Consider the following 20,787-nt stretch of genomic DNA (forward strand, 5'->3'; position numbering starts at 1 on the left):
AAAATAGCTTTTATGAATATTCTTGACGATTTAAAACTACAATATAGATTGGGCGGTATAGCAATACGTGTTATTTATTGGAATATTGCATGTTTTCTTATTTCTCTAGTTTTTTTCTGGCCGAATTTTACAGGAGCATTTGCTTTTCCAAACTGGCTGGCTTTGTCATCAGATCCGCAAGTTTTTTTATTTAGACCCTGGACGTTTTTAACTTATGCTTTTTTTCACTTCGATTTCTGGCATTTGTTATTTAATATGGTCATTTTAAATTTTGCAAGTACTTTGTTTTTAACCTATTTTACTCAAAAACAATTTTTAGGGTTGTATGTCTTAAGTGCTGTTTTTGCTGGAGTTGTTTTTGCGTTGAGTTTTTATTTTTTAGATTTTTCTGCCCCAATTGTTGGAGCTTCTGCCGTCATAATGGCTTTATTGGTTGCAGCAACAACCTATCAGCCTCTCATGCCTGTTAGATTAATGTTTTTAGGCAGCGTAAAACTATGGCATATTACTGCTGTAATTTTAGTTTTAAATTTAGTGCAGTTACGCTCAGATAATATGGGTGGACAAATTTCTCACTTAGCCGGAGCTTTCTTCGGATTCGCTTATATTAAACTGCTTCAAAACGGAACAGATTTAAGTATTATAATTACCAGAATAATAGATTTCTTTTTTAATTTATTTAAAAAATCCCCATCGACCCCATTCAAAAAAGTTTATAGAAATTATCCGAAACCTACAGAAAAAATTCCGTCCCGAGTTGTTATGAAAGACAAAACACAACAGCAGATCGATGAAATTTTAGACAAGATTGGCAAATCTGGTTATGATTGTCTGACAAAAGAAGAAAAAGAGTTTTTATTAAAAGCTGGAAAATAATCCATTTTAGCACAATAATATGAAAAACCTTTCGTGGTTTAATAAGATAATGTTCTTTTTGAATATAGTACTCACTGTTATAACTTTTAGTATTTATATTTTACCATTTCTAGCGCCTAAAAGTTTTCCGCTTTTATCGGTGTTTACATTGTTTATGCCTGCTTTTTTTGTGCTGAATGGTCTATTCTTTGTCTATTGGGCAATTCAGTTTAAAAAACGCCTTATTTTATCTGGTTTAGTATTATTGATCGGAATAACTTTCATCAATAAATTTTATAAGTTTACGGCTAAAGAATATATTCATGACGAAAAAGACTTTTCTGTAATGAGTTATAATGTGCGTCTCTTTAATGTATTTAAATGGCTTGACCGTGATGATATTCCCGAAAATATAAAAACATTTATAGACGAGCAAAATCCTGATATTTTATGTATTCAGGAATATTCTAATTCTGCCCATATTGATTTAAAAGTATATCCACACCGCTATATTTTTATCGACGGAAATCAGATTAAAACCGGACAGGCTATATTTTCGAAGTTTCCTATTTTATATCAGGGAAATATTATTTTTCCTAAGTCAGACAATAATGTGATTTATGCCGATATAAAGCGAGGTACAGACGTTATCCGCGTTTATAATATGCATTTGCAGTCTATAAAGATTTCTCCTGATGTTAATGAAATTTCTGATGATATCGATAATGTCGACCAGCGTAAATCACAGCTTATTTATACCAGAATAAGTAAAGGATTTAGACAGCAGCAAGAACAGGCGCAGATTTTTAAAGAGAATATAAAACAGTGCAAACATCCTATTATTATTTGCGGCGACATGAATAACAGTCCGTTTTCTTATGTCTATAGAAGCATAAAAGGAAAACTTAAAGATACCTTTGAAGAAGCTGGAGAAGGATTTGGGGCAACATACAAATTCCGTTATTATCCAGCCAGAATTGACTATATTTTTACGGATAGTAAAATGAAAGTAAAAGAGTTTAAAAGCTTTTCTGATTTCGAAAATTCAGATCATTACCCAATAATGACCAGACTTTCTATGGAAAACAGCGTTAGATTATAGTTTGATTTTTTAGATAATCCATCGCAAATTTACCTTCGTTAAAAAGTAAATCCAAAATACTTAAGTTGTTTATGAAACCATGTTTGTCGTCAAATACCTGAGTGTATTTTTCAAACGAATTGGCGTCTTTTTTTCCGTTTACCAAATATCGGAAATCTCTAAAATCTGGTGTTTCGTGAAAGTATTCAGTTGTTTTTTCAAATTCCAATTTCATACGAAGGCATTTGGTTACAATATCAAAAACCTCCATATTCAAATCCATTAAAAAAGTATGTTGTTTTTCAAACACCGGTAGAATATCGTCTTCAAAAAACTCAAAGAACGGAGAGCTTCTATAGGCTGCTTCAAGCGATTTAAAGTGCTGTTTCTGCCAGTCAAACTCATTTTCAATCTTAACATCTTTTGTTTTTTGATGTGCCGATTTAGCGTGCTTTACGGGGATATTCAAAAGTTGAATTCCGTTTGGACTGTAGATATAAGTTCGATTTCTATTGGTCTGTTTCTGAAAATTATCTTCCATTTCAAAAGTGATATTTTCAGATTGAGCCATAACTGCAAAGTGGCTTATTGAAGGAAAATAAGTAGGAAGTAATAGGGAGTTCATTTTGATTTTTGTTTAAAAGTTTCAGGTTTCAAGTTTCAGGTTTTTTTAAGAACTTGAAACTTGAAACCTGAAACAAAAATAACCTTTTTGATTAAGCTTTATTTTCTTTTCTTTTTTTCCAGAAAAATTCTCCAACAAAATATAGTGCAAGAACAATCAGGAAGTATTTAAAGTATGATTGCGGTTGTCCTTCGCCGTCAACAGTAGTAAAAACTCTGTCCCAGCGAATTTTATTAATTCCTTTTCCGTTAGTATCCCAGCTTAACCAGATAAATACAGGTTTTCCTACTATGTGATTTTCAGGAACGTAACCCCAATAACGGCTGTCTTCAGAATTATGACGGTTATCCCCCATCATCCAGTAATAGTTTTGTTTGAAGGTATAAGTAGTTGCAGGTTTTCCGTTAATTAAAAACTTAGAACCTTGTAACTCTAATTTATTTCCTTCATAATTTGTGATGATTTCTTTATAAAATGGAAGTGATTCGTTTGTTAAAGCAACCGTTTTACCAGCTTCCGGAATATAAATAGGGCCAAAATTATCTTGGTTCCATTTGTTGATATGAGGGAAAATTGAATTGTCATTTCCTTTGTCGATTTCTCTTTTTACATTGGTAATTCCGGGTGTGTTTTTTAAACGCTCTGCACTAGCTTCTGTCAAAGCTCTAAAGAAAAGAGTATCTCTTTTTTCAGATTTAAAACCTGCTTGTTCGGTAATATCTAACTCTTTAAATAAACGTTCAAAGTCGATGTTTGTTTTCCCGTCCAAAGCAATAGCATAAGAATATTGTGGTTTAGCTCTTTCTGGTAAAACTAATTTTTTTCCGTTAATGAAAACAAAACCGTCTTTGATAGACAAGCTGTCTCCAGGAATACCAACACATCTTTTTACGTAATTTGATTTTTTGTCGATTGGTTTGATTACACCGGGTCTTCCTTTAGGTTCAAAGAAATAATGTACTGTGTCTACCGGCCAGTTGAAAACCACAATGTCTGTTCGATTTATTTTTTCAAAAGCTGGTAATCTAAAATAAGGCAATTGAGGCCAGCTCAAATATGATTTTTTCTTTGTCATTGGTATCGAATCATGAACCATTGGCAAAGCAACTGTAGTCATAGGTACACGAGGACCATAATTTAATTTACTAACAAATAAAAAGTCTCCAATCAAAAGTGATTTCTCTAGAGACGAAGTCGGAATTGTATAAGGCTGTACTACATAAGTATGTACCAGTGTTGCCACAATTACTGCAAAAAGTAAAGAACTAACAGTATCCGCTGTTTTGTTTTGAGGTGTTAGTTTTCTTTCAGCATTGTATTCTAATTTCTGAGTATAATTTACATAATAGATATAAAAACCTAAAGTAAAAATTCCCAAAAGGGTATCTAGAGTTGTTTTTTTGCCAAATGTTCTCAAGGTTTCAACCCAGACAACCGGAAACATAATAAGGTTGATGATCGGAATAAAAAGCAATAATGTCCACCAGGTTGGACGGCTTATAATTTTCATTAAGACAATAGAATTGTATACCGGAATTGCTGCTTCCCAACTTTTTCTGCCTGCCGCCTGATATAATTTCCAAGTTCCTAAAAAGTGAATTACTTGTACAGCTAAGAAAAATACGAACCAAAGATATAGAGTCATAATATATTGTTTAAAGTTTTAAGCTTAAGGTTTTTAATTTTTGACCTTAAATTTTAAATCTGTTTATTTTAAGTTTAATACATCTTTCATACTGTAAACTCCGGTTTTTCCGGCCAGCCATTCGGCAGCAATAACGGCGCCAAGTGCAAAACCTTCACGATTGTGAGCAGTATGTTTTATTTCGATGTTATCCACAATAGAATCATAAGTTACGGTGTGCGTTCCGGGAACATCACCAATTCTTTTTGCTTCAATGTGAATTTCATCATCATTGGCTTGGTCCATTGTCCAATTAGCATATTTAGAATTTTCAATAACTCCTTTTGCCAGAGATATTGCGGTTCCGCTTGGTGCATCCAGCTTTTGAGTATGATGAATTTCTTCCATAGTAACTTTATAAGAGTTAAATGGAGTCATTATTTTGGCTAAATATTCATTTAAACCGAAGAAAATATTTACTCCCAAGCTAAAGTTTGAGCTTGAGATAAAACCGCTTTTTTTGTCGTTGCAAAGCGCAATCATTTCGTCATAATGTTCTAACCAGCCTGTTGTACCCGATATAACTGGCACGCCTGCATTAAAACTAGCCGAAATATTGTCTACTGCGGCACTAGGAACGCTGAAATCAATTGCTACATCTGCATCTGAAAGTTTATCATAAGAATTGGATTGATCCTTTTTTAAAACAATTTCATGACCTCTTTCTAAAGCAATTCTTTCGATCACTTTACCCATTTTTCCGTATCCTAAAAGCGCAATTTTCATTATGTATATTTTTTGAAAAATTAAATAGTTTCGAAGTCTATTTAAAAGTGGTAATTAAAAGTTAGTCCAACGTTTGGTCTAAATGTTACATCGTTGGGGTAAATTTCAGGACGAAGTGACAGCCTTTCATTTACATTAAATTGTATCAGAGCAGCATCAACGTTGGCATCGATAATGTTTAAAACATAAAATCCAACAACAAATAAGGCAGATAAGTCTCTGTTTCTTTGGTAAAATTTCTGGCCGGCAATAAGTCTGCTTTCGTCAAGAAATTGGTAATTATCGTCGTTATATCCTTCTAAACGGCGTTTATAGGCATCACGATAATCATGGTATTTTTTATTATTATCCAGATAAAAATATAAGCTGGTACCAATTGCTCCGTAAACCAGCGGAATTTTCCAATACTTTTTGTTGTACGCCTGACCTAAACCTGGTAAAATAGCAGAATAAAATGCTGCTTTTGCTGGCGTAAGCGGGTCTATCTCTTCTAGTTTAGTAGTGTCTTTAGCGATCAAAACCGTTTCTGTTTTTGCCTGAGCAAAAATAGAGACGGTTCCTATAAGAAAGAACAATAGACTTATGGGGACAATTTTATTCACTATCCGTTTATTAATTTAATTATTCTGTTAAAGTCGGCTTCCGAATTAAAAGGAATTGTAATTTTTCCTTTTCCGTTACCCGCAACTTTTATATCAACTTTCGCACCAAAATAATCCGTAAAAGTATTTTTCTTATCATCTTCTACTACAAAAGAAGAGGCAGGCTTTTCTTTTCCGGGAACTTTTGGCTGTAAACTTTCGTGGTAGTTTTTTACCAAAGTCTCTGTTTCGCGAACAGATAAATTCTGGCTTACAATTTTTTGATAGATGTCAGTCTGAATGTCTAAATCTTCAATATTGATAATTGCCCTTCCATGTCCCATACTGATAAAGCCATCGCGAATTCCAGTCTGAATGATCGGATCCAGCTTTAAAAGACGTAGATAATTGGCAATCGTAGAACGTTTTTTTCCAACGCGTTCACTCATCTGTTCCTGTGTCAATTGAATTTCATCAATCAAACGCTGATAAGAAAGTGCAATCTCGATTGGATCTAAATCATGACGCTGAATGTTTTCAACCAAAGCCATAACCAATGATTCGTTATCATTGGCAATACGAATGTATGCAGGAACTGTAGTTAAACCAACCAAAGTAGAAGCGCGTAAACGACGCTCTCCAGAAATTAATTGGTATTTGTTGAAGTCTAATTTACGAACAGTAATAGGTTGAATCACACCAAGTTCTTTAATAGAAGTTGCTAATTCTCTCAGCGATTCTTCATTAAAATTACTTCTTGGCTGAAACGGATTTATTTCGATAGCACTTATTTCAAGCTCAATAATATTTCCAACAACTTTGTCAGCATTTTTGTCTTCTACTGATGTAATGTCATTTTCCGGATCTTTTAATAACGCTGATAATCCTCTTCCTAAGGCTTGTTTTTTAATTGCTTTTGTCATAAAAACTATTTACTGTTTTTCTTTATAATTTCTTGAGCTAAATTGATGTAATTAACTGCTCCTTTGCTTGTTGCGTCATAATTAATGATGCTTTCGCCAAAACTTGGTGCTTCGCTTAATTTCACATTTCGCTGAATTACGGTATCAAAAACCATATCGTTAAAGTGTTTTTGAACCTCTTCTACAACTTGATTTGACAAGCGTAATCTAGAATCGTACATAGTAAGTAACAATCCTTCGATGTCAAGATCTGGGTTGTGTATTTTTTGAATACTTTTTATTGTGTTCAATAATTTTCCTAATCCTTCTAGTGCAAAATATTCACATTGAATAGGAATAACTACAGAATCAGCAGCTGTCAAAGCATTAAGAGTTAATAACCCTAAAGAAGGTGCACAGTCGATAATGATATAATCATATTCGTCTTTAACACTTTCCAATGCTTTTTTAAGCATATATTCTCTGTTTTCTTTGTCGACCAATTCGATTTCAATGGCAACAAGGTCAATATGAGCAGGTATCACATCAACATTTGGAGCTGAACATTTGATAGTTGACTCCTTTGGTGTATGACTGTGTTCAAGTATTTGATAAGTTCCAATCTCTACACTTTCAACATCTATCCCAAGACCAGATGTTGCATTTGCTTGAGGATCAGCGTCAATCAATAATACTTTTTTCTCTAAAACACCTAATGAGGCCGCAAGATTTACAGATGTAGTAGTCTTTCCAACGCCTCCTTTTTGATTAGCAATCGCAATGATTTTGCCCATTTATTTTCTGAATTTTGAACCGTAAAAATACAATTATTTATGGTTTCTGAAAATCTATTTTGTTAACATTTGCTAAACCACGGATTATCGATGATTGGTGCATGTTTTACAGAATTTAATTTAGTTATTAAAGAAGAATAGTAACGAAATTTCTCGCTATTTATTCCTTTTTTAGTAAAATATAAATTTTTTAATTTTTAGAAAGCATAAATGTACGTTTACATTTTTGTTGATTTTAATTTTGCTTTTTTAGATCTTTTATTAAACTTGCCGTAAAGAGTAAAATTGTAATTCCTCCTGCAGCAATACAAATCCACATAAACCAAGGCTCTTCCCAAAATGCTCTCTTTTGAGTTTCAGTTTTAGCTTGTGCAGTTTGATGCACATCATAAATACTAGTTTGTGGTAAAATGCCGGAAATGTTGTTTTTAAAATTAGAAAGATCGTATTCTGGCTGCATTAAATTTTTATTCCCTGTTTTCATAGTATAATTTTCATTCGCAGTTAAATCAGCGATCAGTGAAATTGGATTTTGATTGAATTTTAGAGACGAAATCTGCAGCGGCAAATTGTCTTGATTTTTGATTCTAATAAAAACTTCTTTCTCGAAAATTTCCGGAATCGTAAAACTGTTTTTTACATTAGAATTTAATTCAAAAGAAGCCAGTTCTTCCTCTACAATTATAGATTTTCTCTTGATCTGCTGTGTTGTTTTTTTGTAAAGAATTGCTTTTCTATTATAATAAGTCGGCTTTGAAATTTCAAAAACAATCTGATTTATAATCTGCGGTGCATTAAACAATATATGCACTTCTGTTTCTTTTTCTGAAGGAATTTCTGTCGTCAATAGTTTTTTTGGAGTGATTTCCTGAAAACTGTGAGTGGTAATATTTGTAGTGAAGTTTCCAATCTTTAACACATTTATCGGAAGTGTCTTTTTATCATCAAAAACTATTTTCAAATATTTGTAAGTACTTAAAGGATACGAAATGGTTTTAATCACACTCGCTTCTGTACTGCTGCTTAAGTCATATAATGATTGAGCATCAGATATTCCGAACCATTCCTTCTGATCGTTGCTTCCCGAAACAGAATAGGTTTTTATAACATCAGAATTGGCTATAAAAAGCGACAGTGCTTTATTATTCTTTCCGGCAGGAACGGCTATAATAATTGATGTGCTTTTTTTTGGTTCTGTTTTTTTTGAAATAACAGTATATTCCTCAAAGTTACTTGATGAACTATTTGTACTGTTTTGAATGAAGTATGGAACTTCTTTTTCTTTGGAATCTATTATTCGTATGTCGCTCAAATCCTGGTTAGAATACGAGCGAATTTCTGGTGACAGTAGAATTTCATGAAAACCGTTCTGAGAAACTTTTTTAAGTTTTCCGATGGTTTTAAACTGACCAAAACAAACGTTGGCCACTAATAATAATAATAATAGTATGATTTTATTCAGTTTCATCGGTTTTTTGAGTCTTGTTTTCGTCTATTACTAAGACTTTAATTTTTTGATATACAAAAGAAATTATCAGAATTAAAATTCCTAGAAGAATGAAAGAAATTATTTTTCCGGTTTCAGAAATATTGCTGATGTCGTACAGAAACAATTTTGCGATTGTTAATCCGAGTAAGGTCAAAGCAATAATTCGGAGTGCCTTTTTTTGTTTTTTAATTCCGATAATCAAAAATACAAAAGCCAGAATTCCCCATAAAATAGGGAAGCCCGTTTTAATTATTTTGATTCGAGCTATTTTCATGGTATCATCTGCTAATGTCTGACGAATATAACCAGCATCAAGTTTTTCGACTTTAAACATATCGCTTGCGTGAATCTGCGCTACAGTAGTCGGTGTATTTAATAATTTAACTCCATGAAGCATCAATTCTGCGCTGGTAATATAAATGACAATAAAAGCGGCAGCCCAGACAAAACTTTTGTTGGTAAAAAAAGAAAAGACGGGTTTCTCAGAATTTACCTTGTATAGTAAATATCCAAAATAAATGATAATCAATAAATAAATATAATGAAGGTAAAACGCAATTGGCTGGCTTTCGCCGAAGATTAAAATGGATTCGGTTTCTTTAAACGCGTATCGAATAAACCAAAATGCAAACAAGATTATATTTATTAAGGCAATCAATACTGTGCCTTGATTTCCGGTTTCGGTTTTTTTCTTTATTAAATATCCTGCCAATACAGCAAAGAATACTAAATGGTAAAGAATTGGCAGCGCAGCTGCAGAACTAGCGTTGTTTATTGCGTAATTTGCCTGATAGGTAACTTCAAAAATTCCAGTCAGATAGCCTATTACAAAAGCTGCTTCTAAAATGAATTTCTTGTACTTATGAGGGTTAAAACGGAAACCAAATAATTCGACAGTTTCGGTTTCTTTTTTTAATAAAAACCAAACAGCAAATAATGAAGCTGTGGCAAATAATCCGGTGCTGAATATAGGATTGAGAATAATATTTAGAACTTCATCTCCATTGTAATATTTATTCCAATCCATTACCAGACTGATTATCATTAGTCCATTTACAATTACAGACCCAAAACGATAACTGCTGATCTTTGATTTTTGCGAAAGCCATAATAATAAAACAGCTTCTGCAGCCCAAAATAATGTAATATAATTGCCCTCAAACTGAATTGGAACGGCAAGTGTTATAAAGGTTAATGTTAACCCAATGAGAAGATAGACTGCTCTTTTGTCGAGACCAAATTTTTTGTATAAAAACCAGGCGTATATCAGGTTTAATAACGCAATTAAGGTGGTAAATACTCCTCGTAATTCTGGATGATAACCGTCTAAAATTGACATTCCGGCTGCATAAAACAGAAAAGTATTACTGGCTAAAATGGTCAATTGTGCGGTAGAAAATTCTCCTTTTGTTCTGATATTGTTGATGATATTCATCAGAATAAAAATGAAATAGAAAACAAACCCAAAGATTAGTGCGCCAAGATAATGAGGTTTTTCTTTGTGTAATTCCTGCGAAAGCCACGCTCCGTATAATAAAATGGTGAAAACATAAGAAAGGATATTAACAAGATTCCATTTTTTATAATAAGCTAAAGCTAAAATTCCAACATTTAAAATTCCGATGTAAGTAAACAAAACCACATAATTTCCTTCGCCGGTGCTTACCATAAAAGGAACAGCAAATCCGCCTATTAGGGAAAGAACTGCCAATTCGATTCTGTCATAAGATAATGAAATCAAAGCACTAAAAGCCGTAATGATCACCATTATACTAAAAGCGACAGTTTGATTGAATAAGTGATAGTCGTGAAAAGCAATTCCGATTGTGAAATAAAAAATGGCAATCGCCCCGGCGACAATCACAGAACTGAAAGCAGCATAATTTTTACGCAGTTTATGTGCGATCCCCATAACTAATACACCGCATAAAACACCAATTCCGACACGAGCGGGCTCATTGATCCAATCTTTGTCAATGGCATATTTTACAAAATAACTGATTCCTAAAACAAGGATTAAAACTCCAATTTTGTTGATTAAATTTTCTCCAATAAATTTCTCTAAATCTGGATTCTGCTCTTTAAAATTTTCCCAGAATGATTTTTGCGGAACAGGAGCAACGTAAGGTTCTGATACTGGTTTTGGCGCAATAGGTTTTGGGCTTTTGTCAGCAGTATCCATTGAAAAAACAACTTTTTCAGTTTTTATTTCTGGAATTTCTTCTTTTATTGGCAGAGGAAGCGGTGCTGCTTCTTTTGGGATTTCAAATTTAATTTCTTCCTTAGGAATTATAACCGGAGGAGGAGTTACAGGTTTTTCAATTGGTTTCTCAATTGGTTTTAGATTATCTAATTTTTTACTAAGTTTTTGAATATCATCTTCCAGATTATCAAAACGATTTTTTATGGTGCTGATAATGTAGATTAGTAAACAAATTAAAAGAAATAGTAGAAATCCTTCCATAATAGAAATGAATGTATGTTATGATTTTGTAAATATAACAACATTTTGATACGGGAAAAGTTTTTCTGGCTTTTTTCGTATTAATGAAAAACAGAAAGCCTTTTCAGGTAAGAGAAAAGGCTTTCTGTTTAAAAAAGGATTTTTTTTATTTGTTTATGCGTCCGGTTGATACGGTAAAAATCCCGAAGTCATCGATAAGCATGTTTTCTTTATTTACATTATTGAACTTAAAAACGGCATCAAGTTCTTTTTGTGATCTGCGTCTCATAACCCAGTCTTTTTCCTGATGACTGTTTAAAACATAAGCAATCATTTTAAGCTGCGGATGCCAAGGCTGACCAGTATAAATTACGGCGCTGTCTGGTTCAGAGATTGAAGTCACTCCAACTATTGCATTACTTACTAATTTGTTATCCTCAAACAATTCAAATATTCCTGAGATTATGGTAATATTTGGTGTAAAGTCAAGTTTTTTGTAGGTTTCGCTGTCAAAGCAATTGTAATTTGTAAAGCGTATTTTCTGAAAACCTTTTTCGGCAATAACCTTTTCTCCTTCTTCGATATTTGATTTTTTAAAATCATTTATTACAATTTCGGCTTCCGGATATTTGTTTTTAATATCAAAAAGATAATTACCAGTTCCGCCGGCAATATCAAGAATTTTAATGGGTCTGTTTTCTTGCTGCAGTTTAGCAATCTGAGATTCGATTTGGGCTAATAAATGTTGTTTTCTTATTCTGATTCCTCTCCATCCAATTGCATTTAAATACGAATGATCCATTAGTTTGCCAAAACCAAATTTTCCTGCGGGAGTGTTTTTGTACACATAATCCAGAGACAAACCAGAGTCAAAACCATAAACCTGACCAATCCTCATTCCGTTACTCACAAATCCGATTTTGCTCATAGACCATTTTTGAAAAGCAAAGTTCAATCGTTCCGGCAGTGAAATCATTTTTAAGGAAATATTGTAATATTCGTCTTTAGAAAATTTATCACTGTTTAAAGAAGCCTGAGGCAAAGGCAAATTGAAACTCTCTTCTACAAATCGTTTTATGTGATCGTAAACAATAGTGCGGTCTTTTTCGAATAAGATTCCGTGATAAAAATCTTTTAGTTCTATAAATTCTTTATGTGCAGATTCAAGTCTTATAAAGAATTTTTTCTGTGTACTGTTTCGGGCTACATAATCTGTGCCTGCAGAAAAAACTATGGTAGGAATATTTATCGCTGCTGCATCTTCTACAATTCTTTTGCTGGAATCAAGGTAATTCACCAACATGCCTCCGTGAATAGATTTTGTAATCAAAGGATCAGAATTGTATAAATCCTGCTGGGTTTTGTCGTGCGTTAATACCTTTGCTTTTACATAACTTTTTACAGAAAGATCTTTATTAAATCGGGTTCCGAGAGCAATAAATTCTTTTGCAAAGGGAACATATAATTTTATGTCGAATGCTGGAGCAAGAAGTGCCATTCCTGCAATCTGAGGTGCAAAATCATGAACCCAAGCCGATACGATCACACCTGTAATACTATTTGCAACTACAAAAATATCTTCGGTTTTAATTTCATATTGGCGGTTCAAAAAACCAACAAACTCATTCATATCTCGAACATAATCCATAAAAACGGGAGAAACAGGTTCTTTTGTATGTCCGTGACCTCGTAAATCAAAACTGAAAATGTTGTAAGCAGCAAATCTTGGATCTGTAGCAAATTCTGTCATTCGGTCTGAATGCTCATGTCCGCGATGAAGAACAATTAAGGTTTTCTGAGAAGGTTTAAAATCCCACTCTTTGTAATATATTTCAGCCTGGTCAAAAGAGATAAAGGTTTGTGTTTTCATAATTTTAATTTAAATTAATCTAATAGATATTTTGGAAATATGGATTGTGAATGTTTTTTGGTAACGATGGCAGCAGCTTCATCGATTTCTATATTCAATTGTTTTTTTATGAATAAGGTGCTGATAAATACACTGCGCGAATATCCCATTAAACAATGAATAAATATTTTTTCATCGGGTTTTATATCAGCATAAATTGATGTTAATAGATTGGACAAAGTTTCCTGTTCTTCTTTTTTTACAGATCCGATATCTAATAAAGGAAATGAAAAATATTGTGATTTTTGTCTGGTATATTTATTTTCTTCTGCTTCTGCACACAAATCAATTACATAAGTACGTTCATTAATAAACGCAGCAGCCTGTTTGGAATTTAATCGGGCTCCGACATAAACCTGAGGCAGTATTTCGGAAACAGGATTACTGGAATTTTTTCTAAAAAAAAGCCAGATTATTTTATACGTCAAGAGGTAAGGAAAAAATATAATCGTATTTAAAGCATTTATAGTTCCATCTTTTGTTTTCAAAAATCGTGAATTCGAATTCCTATAAGCGCAGCCAACAAAAAATACCACAATAGAAATCCATAAAAGTAAAAGGCTGTAATTTGTGATGTATTGTAGTAACAATGCTGCCAGAGAAAATAATAGACCTATAAAAAAGTATACTATGCCAATGCGATAATTCCTTTCTTTATTTTCTGGAAAAATAAAAAATGTGATGCAGGAAAGAAGAAGCGCCGTAAGTATATCTATTAAATGGTGCTGATAAACAGTTAGAGTAGAAATGCCTAATAATAAAATCCAGGCGAGCAGTACTATTCTCCATCCAGATTTGAATTCTTTATTTATAACTGCCCAAAAGATGCAGGCATAACCAATATGTAAAGAGGGTGCCTGATTGTAATTACTGTCCCAGGTTACAAGAAATTGATAGAAATAATTTAAAAGGCCAAAGTCTTGCTGTGGTTTTATAAAAGAATACTTTAGAGGAAAAAGGATAAAAAATAAACCTGATACTATTGTTGTAAAGTTTATTCGCTTTGTCAAAAGCATCAAATCTTTTTCAGACGAACAAAAGAAAAATACGAGAGTAAAAAGAAGTCCGCTGGTCATGTAAGGAATAATCATCCAGGGAATAAAGGGAATGTGTTTCTCAAAGCTGAATACAAACGAATCTGATTTTTCGAAATGTAAAGCATACCAAGCGCTAAAGTTATAAATTACAAGAAATAATATATAACTGAACAGCAGGTGCGAAAGCCTTTTGATGAGAGAAACTTTGTTATCCATTTTTTTGGCGTTTTACCCTTTTCAGCATTATAAAAGTTAATAATCGAGTAGGGAGTATGGAAAGAAATCCGATCAGGTATTTCATTTTAGAAGGAAAAACGACCATTTCTTTCTTTTCTTCAATTCCCTTTATTATGATAGATGCGGCAAACTTGCAGTCTACAACAAAAGGTTTTTTTGATAAATCATCATTATTGAGTTCTCTTAATCTTGGAGAGTTTACATAGCCGGGCGCAACGATAGTAATATGTATTCCAAAATCTTCTAAAGCACGTCGGTAAGCATCTGCAATTTGTATAAGGGCTCTTTTGGTTTTGCTGTAAATTGTAGCTTTAGGATAATTAAGAAGGCCCGAAACAGATGCAATAACAGCAATATGCCCTTTTTTATTAATGTTCATAATGTCGCGGCTTATTTCTAAAGTGTTTATGGCGCCTACGATATTGCATTTCAGCATTTCAGTACTCTCTGCGTAAGATAATTGATGCAGTGCACTATCAGAATAGTTTCCTGCCGATAAAATCATAATGTCTAAATTTTGATCTGCAAAATCAGAAACAGCTTCTTTAAGTAAGTCCTTATCGTATACATCTACGGAATACATTTTTAGTAAAGGATAATTTTTCTCTAACTCAACTTTCTGAATATTGCGTCCGCAGATTCCTACTTCGTGTCCTGCTTCTAAATATTGGACAGCAATAGCCAGCCCAATTCCAGTTGTACCGCCAGTTATAAATATTTTCATTTTTGCAGTTCTATTAATGCTTTGTCATATCCGTACTGCCATTGCACCTGCATATCTTTTACAAATTGCTCATACGAATGGGGTAATTCTATTTTTACTTCAAAATTTTTCCAGTCAATTTTTTTCTGGCAGTATTGTCCTTTCAGACTTTGAGTTGCATTTGTTGTATCTATTGAGTAATTAATTTTGAATTTCTTTTGAATTTCTTCCAGGCGTTCATTGCCGCTAAAACCCAGAACTGCTCTCACAAGAGATTCTTCTATAGTGGAATAGTTGTTTTTCTTTTCGAAAATAATCGTATCCGCCATTTCTGAGGCTAATTCTATTGGCGTTAAATCGAGTGCGCCGCCGGCATAATAATGATTTTGATATTTTGCAGGCTGTACATAAAACATATCTGAAACCGAAATTCTCATTGCCTGACGCATAGAAACATCAGTTAAAACACTGATTGATGAATCAATAGCACTTAAGTTGTAATTTTCTGACTGAATTTTAATTTTATTGAGATCGATTTTTTGAGCTGTTATCGCGTCGGTAAATAAAATTTTTTTATACAGTTTTTTGTTCTCTCTGGCTTTTCCGCAATCTGCAGGTTCAAATAAAATTTCTGAACCAATTATAATACATGGTATATTTGATCCAAATGCTGCTGAAAGGGAAGGAAGTTTTGAACTCAAATCTTGAGGCATGTCTACCAAATAGTTGTCAAAAACATTTTCGATAGAAGGAGCTCTGTTTTTAGAATAGTTTTTTTTAAAAGAATACCATCCGATGCGATGAAGCTTTCTTTCCTTTGTTAGTTTTGTGTTTTGGATGAATTCAAATAACTCTCTCGACTGCAGATAATTTTTTCTTTGAATGTTGGTCTGAAATGAATTTATAATTGTGGCAGCAATCGAGCCTCCGCAGACTCCGATAATCAAATCGGGAGAGAGGCCTTTATCTTCAAATGCGGCAAACATACCGCAATACATAGCAAAGCGTGTTCCTCCGCCAGAAAAAACAATTACTCTTTTATATTTAGCGCTATGCTCTGTCATGCTATTAAATAGTAGAAGATCAACCAATAATATATTGGTGTAATAAACATTAAGCTGTCTATTCTGTCTAATAATCCTCCGTGTCCGGGAATAAGATTTCCAGTGTCCTTGACGCCGGCATTTCTTTTAATATAAGACATGAATATATCTCCAAAAAATCCCAAAATCCCAATTAGAATTCCTAGCAAACTATAAAAAAGAAAACTTCGTTCGGGTAATAATATAAAACCCAGAAGATTGCATAAGAATATTGTTAATACCAGACCTCCCAAAAAACCTTCTAGCGTTTTATTCGGACTTATGACAGGAGTGATTTTTGTTTTGCCAAATGCCTTTCCGGTTAAATATTGAAACACATCATTTAACTCGGTTGGAACAACAAGAAGTATTAAGATATATACTCCGATCATATTTGAAAATGGAAAATGAATATTGTAAATAAAACTTAAATGACCGATCGAAAATGTACATAAAAAGATACCTAAAGAAACAAGCAATCCCCTTTTTTTGGATATTTTATTTTTTATGAAAATAGTATATATCCCAAAAGAGATAGCAAAAAGACTGGTATAAAGTATAAAATCAAAATAGTTTTTACTGTAAAGTGAAAAATACTCCGGAATTAAAAATAGAAAAAGCAGAACGGCCGTTTTTTTATTGTAAAAATTATACATTGATAAAAACTCTTTCATTCCCCAGAAAGATAAAAAACAAATAAATAAATTCATCAATATAGGATGCAGTACTGCCAAAGAGAATATTACGATGATTACCACCCAGCTCCTAACTCTTAGAGGTACATCTGCGTATTTGTTTGTTTTGAGACTTTCTTCGTTCATTGAACTTTTAAGATTTCAGTGTTTTTTTTATTCTAACGTAAGTACTTATGAGCAATAATACAATAATAACTGTAAAAATCCAGATGGAGTAATTGGAAAGATTAACAGAAGAAAATTTCAAAATTCCGTAAACTCCTAAGAGCAAAGCTCTGTCGCTTTTTCCCATCGGGCCGTCGTATCTTCTTTCGCCTTTGATGGCTTTTCCCATAACACCGGCAAATTCATTTACAACACTTAATACAATAAATAAAACAACAAGATATAAAGCCTCTGACTCAAATTTCAGCAGTGGAAAAAACACAAACAAATCAGACACAATGTCTCCCATTTCGTTTAGCATTTCTCCTGTTTTACTGGTCAGGTTATATTTTTTAGCCATCATTCCGTCTAAAGCATTAAGAGCCATTCGAAGCAATAAACCAATTGGAAGCAATAAGAAAAATAAAGTATTGAAATCTGCATACCAAAAAGAGATGCCGATTAAGAGTGATAAAACACAAGATCCAACAGTAATTTGATTGGGACTGATGTTTTTTTTATGTAGAAAATGGAGTAGTGGTGATAATAATTTTTGAAACTGAGGTTTGATGGTGTATATAGAAATCATTTAAGCAGATATTTTGTACACAAACAAATGTAATAAAAAAACCTTCGTTTGTTAGAGCGGTAAAGAATTTTGTTTTTTTAGTTAAAAGACTTTTTCTCAGTACTAAAGAGCTGTTGGTTCAAATAAAATGTTCTTATTTTCTAAATTGTTTTGGATAAGCAAAAAATAATTATATCTTTGCACCCGCTTACGGGGTGTAGCGTAGCCCGGTTATCGCGCCTGCTTTGGGAGCAGGAGGCCGCAGGTTCGAATCCTGCCACCCCGACGAAAATCCTTTCTGTTTCTACAGAAAGGATTTTTTATTTTATCTTGTTTGATATTCCTTATTTTAGAATAACAAAAACTGATTATGTTGAATCATTATTCCAACAATAAAAACTTACTTTTGCACCATCAAATTATTTATACAATTATATTATGTCAGATACAATAGAAAAAATTAAATGCCTAATTATAGGTTCTGGTCCTGCAGGTTATACTGCAGCTATTTATGCGGCTAGAGCAAATATGAATCCAGTTTTATACCAAGGAATGCAGCCGGGCGGTCAGTTGACAACGACCAACGAGGTTGAAAATTTCCCTGGATATGTAGATGGTGTTACAGGGCCGGAAATGATGGTGCAGCTGCAAGAACAAGCAAAACGTTTTGGTGCTGATATTCGTGACGGCTGGGCAACAAAAGTTGATTTTTCTGGAGATATTCATAAAGTATGGATTAACGATTCTATCGAATTACATTGTGAAACTGTTATTATTTCTACAGGAGCTTCGGCTAAATATTTAGGATTACCATCAGAACAGCATTATTTGAATATGGGCGGAGGAGTTTCTGCCTGCGCAGTATGTGATGGATTCTTTTACCGTAATCAGGAAGTGGTAATTGTAGGAGCAGGAGATTCTGCTTGTGAAGAAGCTCATTACTTATCTAAACTTTGTAAAAAAGTAACGATGCTGGTAAGAAGCGAAAAATTCAGAGCTTCAAAAATTATGGAAGATCGTGTTCGCAAAACAGAAAATATCGAGATTTTAATGAACCATGATACTCTGGAAGTTGTGGGTGACAATCAAGTAGTTCATGCCATCAAAGCATTAAATAAAACTACTGGAGAAGTTGTAGAAATTCCTGCAACAGGATTTTTCGTAGCAATTGGACACAAACCAAACACAGACATTTTTGCAGATTATATCACACTAGACGAAACAGGGTATATCGTAAATACTCCTGGAACTTCTAATACAAATGTTGCTGGTGTTTTTGTAGCTGGAGATGCAGCAGATCATGTATACCGTCAGGCAATTACTGCTGCCGGAACAGGATGTATGGCTGCTTTGGATGCCGAAAGATATTTGGCTTCAAAAGAGTAACGAATATTGTTTCAGGTTTTCTTTGTTTAAAGTTTCAAGTTATCGGAACCTCTTATAAATATAAAAGTCCCTTTTATTTTAAAAGGGACTTTTTGTTTTACTCTCGCAAAGGAGCAAAGTTTTTCTCATTTTGTGTTATTTCAACAAAGAAGATACCTTAGAAACTTAGTGTCTTAGAACCTTTGCCGCTTATTTATTTAATTTTCTTAATCAATTTTGCTTCTTCAGAAAAACGGGTAAGTTCAATTTTTGGATTTCCAAAAAGAGTAAGTTCAGATTTGTCTCCAGCAGCTATAGAAATAGTAAGTTCTGCTAAAATGCTTGCTGTTGAACCGCTTTCTGCTGTAATGTTTGAATCTTTAAGCGTAAATTTAGGACCATTAAAAACAGAATTATTATCTAATCTAATCGTAGCTTTTTCTGCAATTCCTTCAATTGTTGCTACAGCTTTCTGATACAAATCGCACTTGAATTTTATAGAAGATACTAAAGCTTTAACAGAAGAACTTTTACTTAATTGTAAGTTTCCGTCTTCAGACTTTAGGTTTAGTTCTGTTTTAGATTTATCATCTGCTACTAAACTAAATTTTTTAGAATTTACATTTAGAAATAATTTAGAATAATCAAAGCTGTTAAAAGTAATATTATCCAGCTGCAGTTCCTGAATAGCGTAGACAATAGCTTCATTTTTGGCAGTTACTTTGTTTAATGTGTTGGTGTAAGTAACACGCACAACTAGTTTTTTGAATATAGTAGATTCTTTAGAAGTGTATAATCGAAGTGTTTTTTCTCTTAAATCCATTCCGATAATGTCATGAAGATTATCATCGGCTTCGATTTTAATTTCATTTTTTTCTCCTCGTTCCAAATAAACTTCTAAATTGTCATCGGCTTCAATGGCATCAAAACTTCCTACTTCTTTTATAGAAGTGGTGACAATTTTAGATCCTTTTATTTTCTCTCTTTTTTGAGCAAAGGTTAATGTCGTAACTAATAATAATAGGATAAGGCCTGTACTTTTTTTCATTAATTCTAGATTTGATTTCGACAAATATAAAAAAATCATCCACTTTTGATGAATGATTTCTTTTATATTTAACAGATAAATATTATCGCTGGCTAATGCTTCCTCCAGAACTAGAAGTTCTTTCTATACTTTTAGGAGTAATATCATAATGAATACTTCCACCGCTGCTGGCTTCAGCTTTCAGACTTACTATTGGATGTACATTTACAGTACCGCCGCTAGAAGCTTCGGCATGAACTTCGTTTGCAAATAATTTTTCAGCATTTATACTGGAGCCGCTAGAAGCCGAAGTTTTAATTTTTAATGCTTTCCCTTCTATATTAATAGAACTGCCGCTTCCAGAATCAGAAGAAATATAATCAGATTCAATATTCACGTTCATTGTTGCAGCACTCGATGCTTCAATAGTTATATCTTCTCCTTTTATTGTATTCCCGGTATTTACGCTAGATGCACTCGATGCTTCCAGTTTAGTTAGTACTGGCATTTTTACCGTTACTCTTTTCATTTTTACATTATGAAAAGATTTGAATTTGCAACTAATATACAATGTTCCGTTCTCTACTTTTGTTGTAATATCTTTTTGTAAATTATCATCGGCTTCAACGGTAATTTCAGTAACATCAGACTGCTCGATTGTTAAGTCGATTGCATTGCTTACTGATACTTTTTTAAATTCACCCTGAACAATTCTTTTTTCTGTAGTAACGTTTCCGCTTCCCTCCACAGAGTTAATGTTAAAATTACATGAGGCAAACAATAATGCTGTAATAGTGGCAATAATGAATTTTGTAATATGAATGATTATTTTTATCATGG

At 33.1% G+C, this 20,787-nt stretch carries 19 protein-coding genes and 1 tRNA gene; 4 read left to right on the forward strand and 16 right to left on the reverse strand.

Annotated features, from left to right (window positions below; translation table 11 throughout):
* Positions 1–12: 12 nt before the first annotated feature.
* Together B0A68_RS08160 and B0A68_RS08165 are read left to right on the forward strand one after the other, a co-directional pair.
* Positions 13–876 carry a rhomboid family intramembrane serine protease gene (locus tag B0A68_RS08160; protein WP_035682186.1) on the forward strand — a complete coding sequence of 288 codons (864 nt, stop codon included), beginning with the start codon at positions 13–15 and terminating at the stop codon, positions 874–876.
* Between the two features lie 49 nt (positions 877–925).
* Positions 926–1,957, forward strand: a complete 1,032-nt coding sequence (locus tag B0A68_RS08165) for an endonuclease/exonuclease/phosphatase family protein (RefSeq protein ID WP_089069710.1) — start codon at positions 926–928, stop codon at positions 1,955–1,957.
* On the opposite strand, the gene B0A68_RS08170 is transcribed toward B0A68_RS08165, so the two are convergent.
* From B0A68_RS08170 to B0A68_RS08235, 14 genes are all read right to left on the reverse strand, one after another.
* Positions 1,947–2,561: a WbqC family protein gene (locus tag B0A68_RS08170; protein WP_035682182.1), complete on the reverse strand. Its 615-nt coding sequence runs from the start codon at positions 2,559–2,561 to the stop codon at positions 1,947–1,949. The genes B0A68_RS08165 and B0A68_RS08170 overlap by 11 nt on opposite strands.
* A 91-nt stretch (positions 2,562–2,652) precedes the next feature.
* Positions 2,653–4,206, reverse strand: coding sequence for a signal peptidase I (gene lepB / locus B0A68_RS08175; protein ID WP_035682180.1), 1,554 nt, complete (start codon positions 4,204–4,206; stop codon positions 2,653–2,655).
* Positions 4,207–4,269: 63 nt separating this feature from the next.
* Complete coding sequence (dapB, locus tag B0A68_RS08180; protein WP_035682176.1) at positions 4,270–4,971, reverse strand: 4-hydroxy-tetrahydrodipicolinate reductase; 702 nt, start codon at positions 4,969–4,971, stop codon at positions 4,270–4,272.
* Positions 4,972–5,012: 41 nt separating this feature from the next.
* Positions 5,013–5,573 carry a DUF5683 domain-containing protein gene (locus B0A68_RS08185; RefSeq protein WP_051892457.1) on the reverse strand — a complete coding sequence of 187 codons (561 nt, stop codon included), beginning with the start codon at positions 5,571–5,573 and terminating at the stop codon, positions 5,013–5,015.
* On the reverse strand, positions 5,573–6,475 hold the full coding sequence (locus B0A68_RS08190) for a ParB/RepB/Spo0J family partition protein (RefSeq protein WP_035682170.1): 903 nt from the start codon (positions 6,473–6,475) through the stop codon (positions 5,573–5,575). Before B0A68_RS08190 ends, B0A68_RS08185 begins: the two co-directional genes overlap by 1 nt.
* 5 nt (positions 6,476–6,480) lie before the next feature.
* Positions 6,481–7,248 carry a ParA family protein gene (locus tag B0A68_RS08195; protein ID WP_035682168.1) on the reverse strand — a complete coding sequence of 256 codons (768 nt, stop codon included), beginning with the start codon at positions 7,246–7,248 and terminating at the stop codon, positions 6,481–6,483.
* Between the two features lie 235 nt (positions 7,249–7,483).
* The gene (locus B0A68_RS08200) at positions 7,484–8,716 is read right to left on the reverse strand and encodes a hypothetical protein (RefSeq protein WP_035682166.1); all 1,233 of its coding nucleotides are present in this window, start codon (positions 8,714–8,716) and stop codon (positions 7,484–7,486) included.
* Positions 8,703–11,201 carry a DUF2339 domain-containing protein gene (locus tag B0A68_RS08205; protein WP_035682163.1) on the reverse strand — a complete coding sequence of 833 codons (2,499 nt, stop codon included), beginning with the start codon at positions 11,199–11,201 and terminating at the stop codon, positions 8,703–8,705. Before B0A68_RS08205 ends, B0A68_RS08200 begins: the two co-directional genes overlap by 14 nt.
* A 145-nt stretch (positions 11,202–11,346) precedes the next feature.
* On the reverse strand, positions 11,347–13,050 hold the full coding sequence (locus B0A68_RS08210) for an alpha/beta fold hydrolase (RefSeq protein ID WP_035682161.1): 1,704 nt from the start codon (positions 13,048–13,050) through the stop codon (positions 11,347–11,349).
* Between the two features lie 14 nt (positions 13,051–13,064).
* The gene (locus B0A68_RS08215; protein WP_035682159.1) at positions 13,065–14,342 is read right to left on the reverse strand and encodes a dual specificity protein phosphatase family protein; all 1,278 of its coding nucleotides are present in this window, start codon (positions 14,340–14,342) and stop codon (positions 13,065–13,067) included.
* Complete coding sequence (locus tag B0A68_RS08220) at positions 14,335–15,087, reverse strand: SDR family NAD(P)-dependent oxidoreductase (protein ID WP_035682157.1); 753 nt, start codon at positions 15,085–15,087, stop codon at positions 14,335–14,337. The genes B0A68_RS08215 and B0A68_RS08220 overlap by 8 nt, the downstream gene beginning before the upstream one ends.
* Positions 15,084–16,130: a patatin-like phospholipase family protein gene (locus B0A68_RS08225; protein WP_035682155.1), complete on the reverse strand. Its 1,047-nt coding sequence runs from the start codon at positions 16,128–16,130 to the stop codon at positions 15,084–15,086. The genes B0A68_RS08220 and B0A68_RS08225 overlap by 4 nt, the downstream gene beginning before the upstream one ends.
* Positions 16,127–16,969 carry a phosphatidate cytidylyltransferase gene (locus B0A68_RS08230; protein ID WP_035682153.1) on the reverse strand — a complete coding sequence of 281 codons (843 nt, stop codon included), beginning with the start codon at positions 16,967–16,969 and terminating at the stop codon, positions 16,127–16,129. The genes B0A68_RS08225 and B0A68_RS08230 overlap by 4 nt, the downstream gene beginning before the upstream one ends.
* A 7-nt stretch (positions 16,970–16,976) precedes the next feature.
* Positions 16,977–17,576, reverse strand: coding sequence for a CDP-alcohol phosphatidyltransferase family protein (locus B0A68_RS08235; RefSeq protein WP_035682151.1), 600 nt, complete (start codon positions 17,574–17,576; stop codon positions 16,977–16,979).
* Between the two features lie 190 nt (positions 17,577–17,766).
* Here B0A68_RS08235 and B0A68_RS08240 point away from each other — a divergent pair.
* Positions 17,767–17,841, forward strand: a tRNA-Pro gene (locus B0A68_RS08240).
* A 152-nt stretch (positions 17,842–17,993) separates the two neighbouring features.
* Positions 17,994–18,941, forward strand: coding sequence for a thioredoxin-disulfide reductase (trxB, locus tag B0A68_RS08245; RefSeq protein ID WP_035682148.1), 948 nt, complete (start codon positions 17,994–17,996; stop codon positions 18,939–18,941).
* A gap of 193 nt (positions 18,942–19,134) precedes the next feature.
* Here trxB and B0A68_RS08250 read toward each other — a convergent pair whose 3' ends face one another.
* Together B0A68_RS08250 and B0A68_RS08255 are read right to left on the reverse strand one after the other, a co-directional pair.
* Positions 19,135–19,968 carry a GIN domain-containing protein gene (locus B0A68_RS08250; protein ID WP_035682147.1) on the reverse strand — a complete coding sequence of 278 codons (834 nt, stop codon included), beginning with the start codon at positions 19,966–19,968 and terminating at the stop codon, positions 19,135–19,137.
* An 82-nt stretch (positions 19,969–20,050) separates the two neighbouring features.
* Positions 20,051–20,785, reverse strand: a complete 735-nt coding sequence (locus B0A68_RS08255) for a head GIN domain-containing protein (RefSeq protein WP_035682145.1) — start codon at positions 20,783–20,785, stop codon at positions 20,051–20,053.
* Positions 20,786–20,787: the final 2 nt, after the last annotated feature.

The sequence above is a fragment of the Flavobacterium reichenbachii genome, assembly GCF_002217435.1.
Lineage (GTDB): Bacteria > Bacteroidota > Bacteroidia > Flavobacteriales > Flavobacteriaceae > Flavobacterium > Flavobacterium reichenbachii.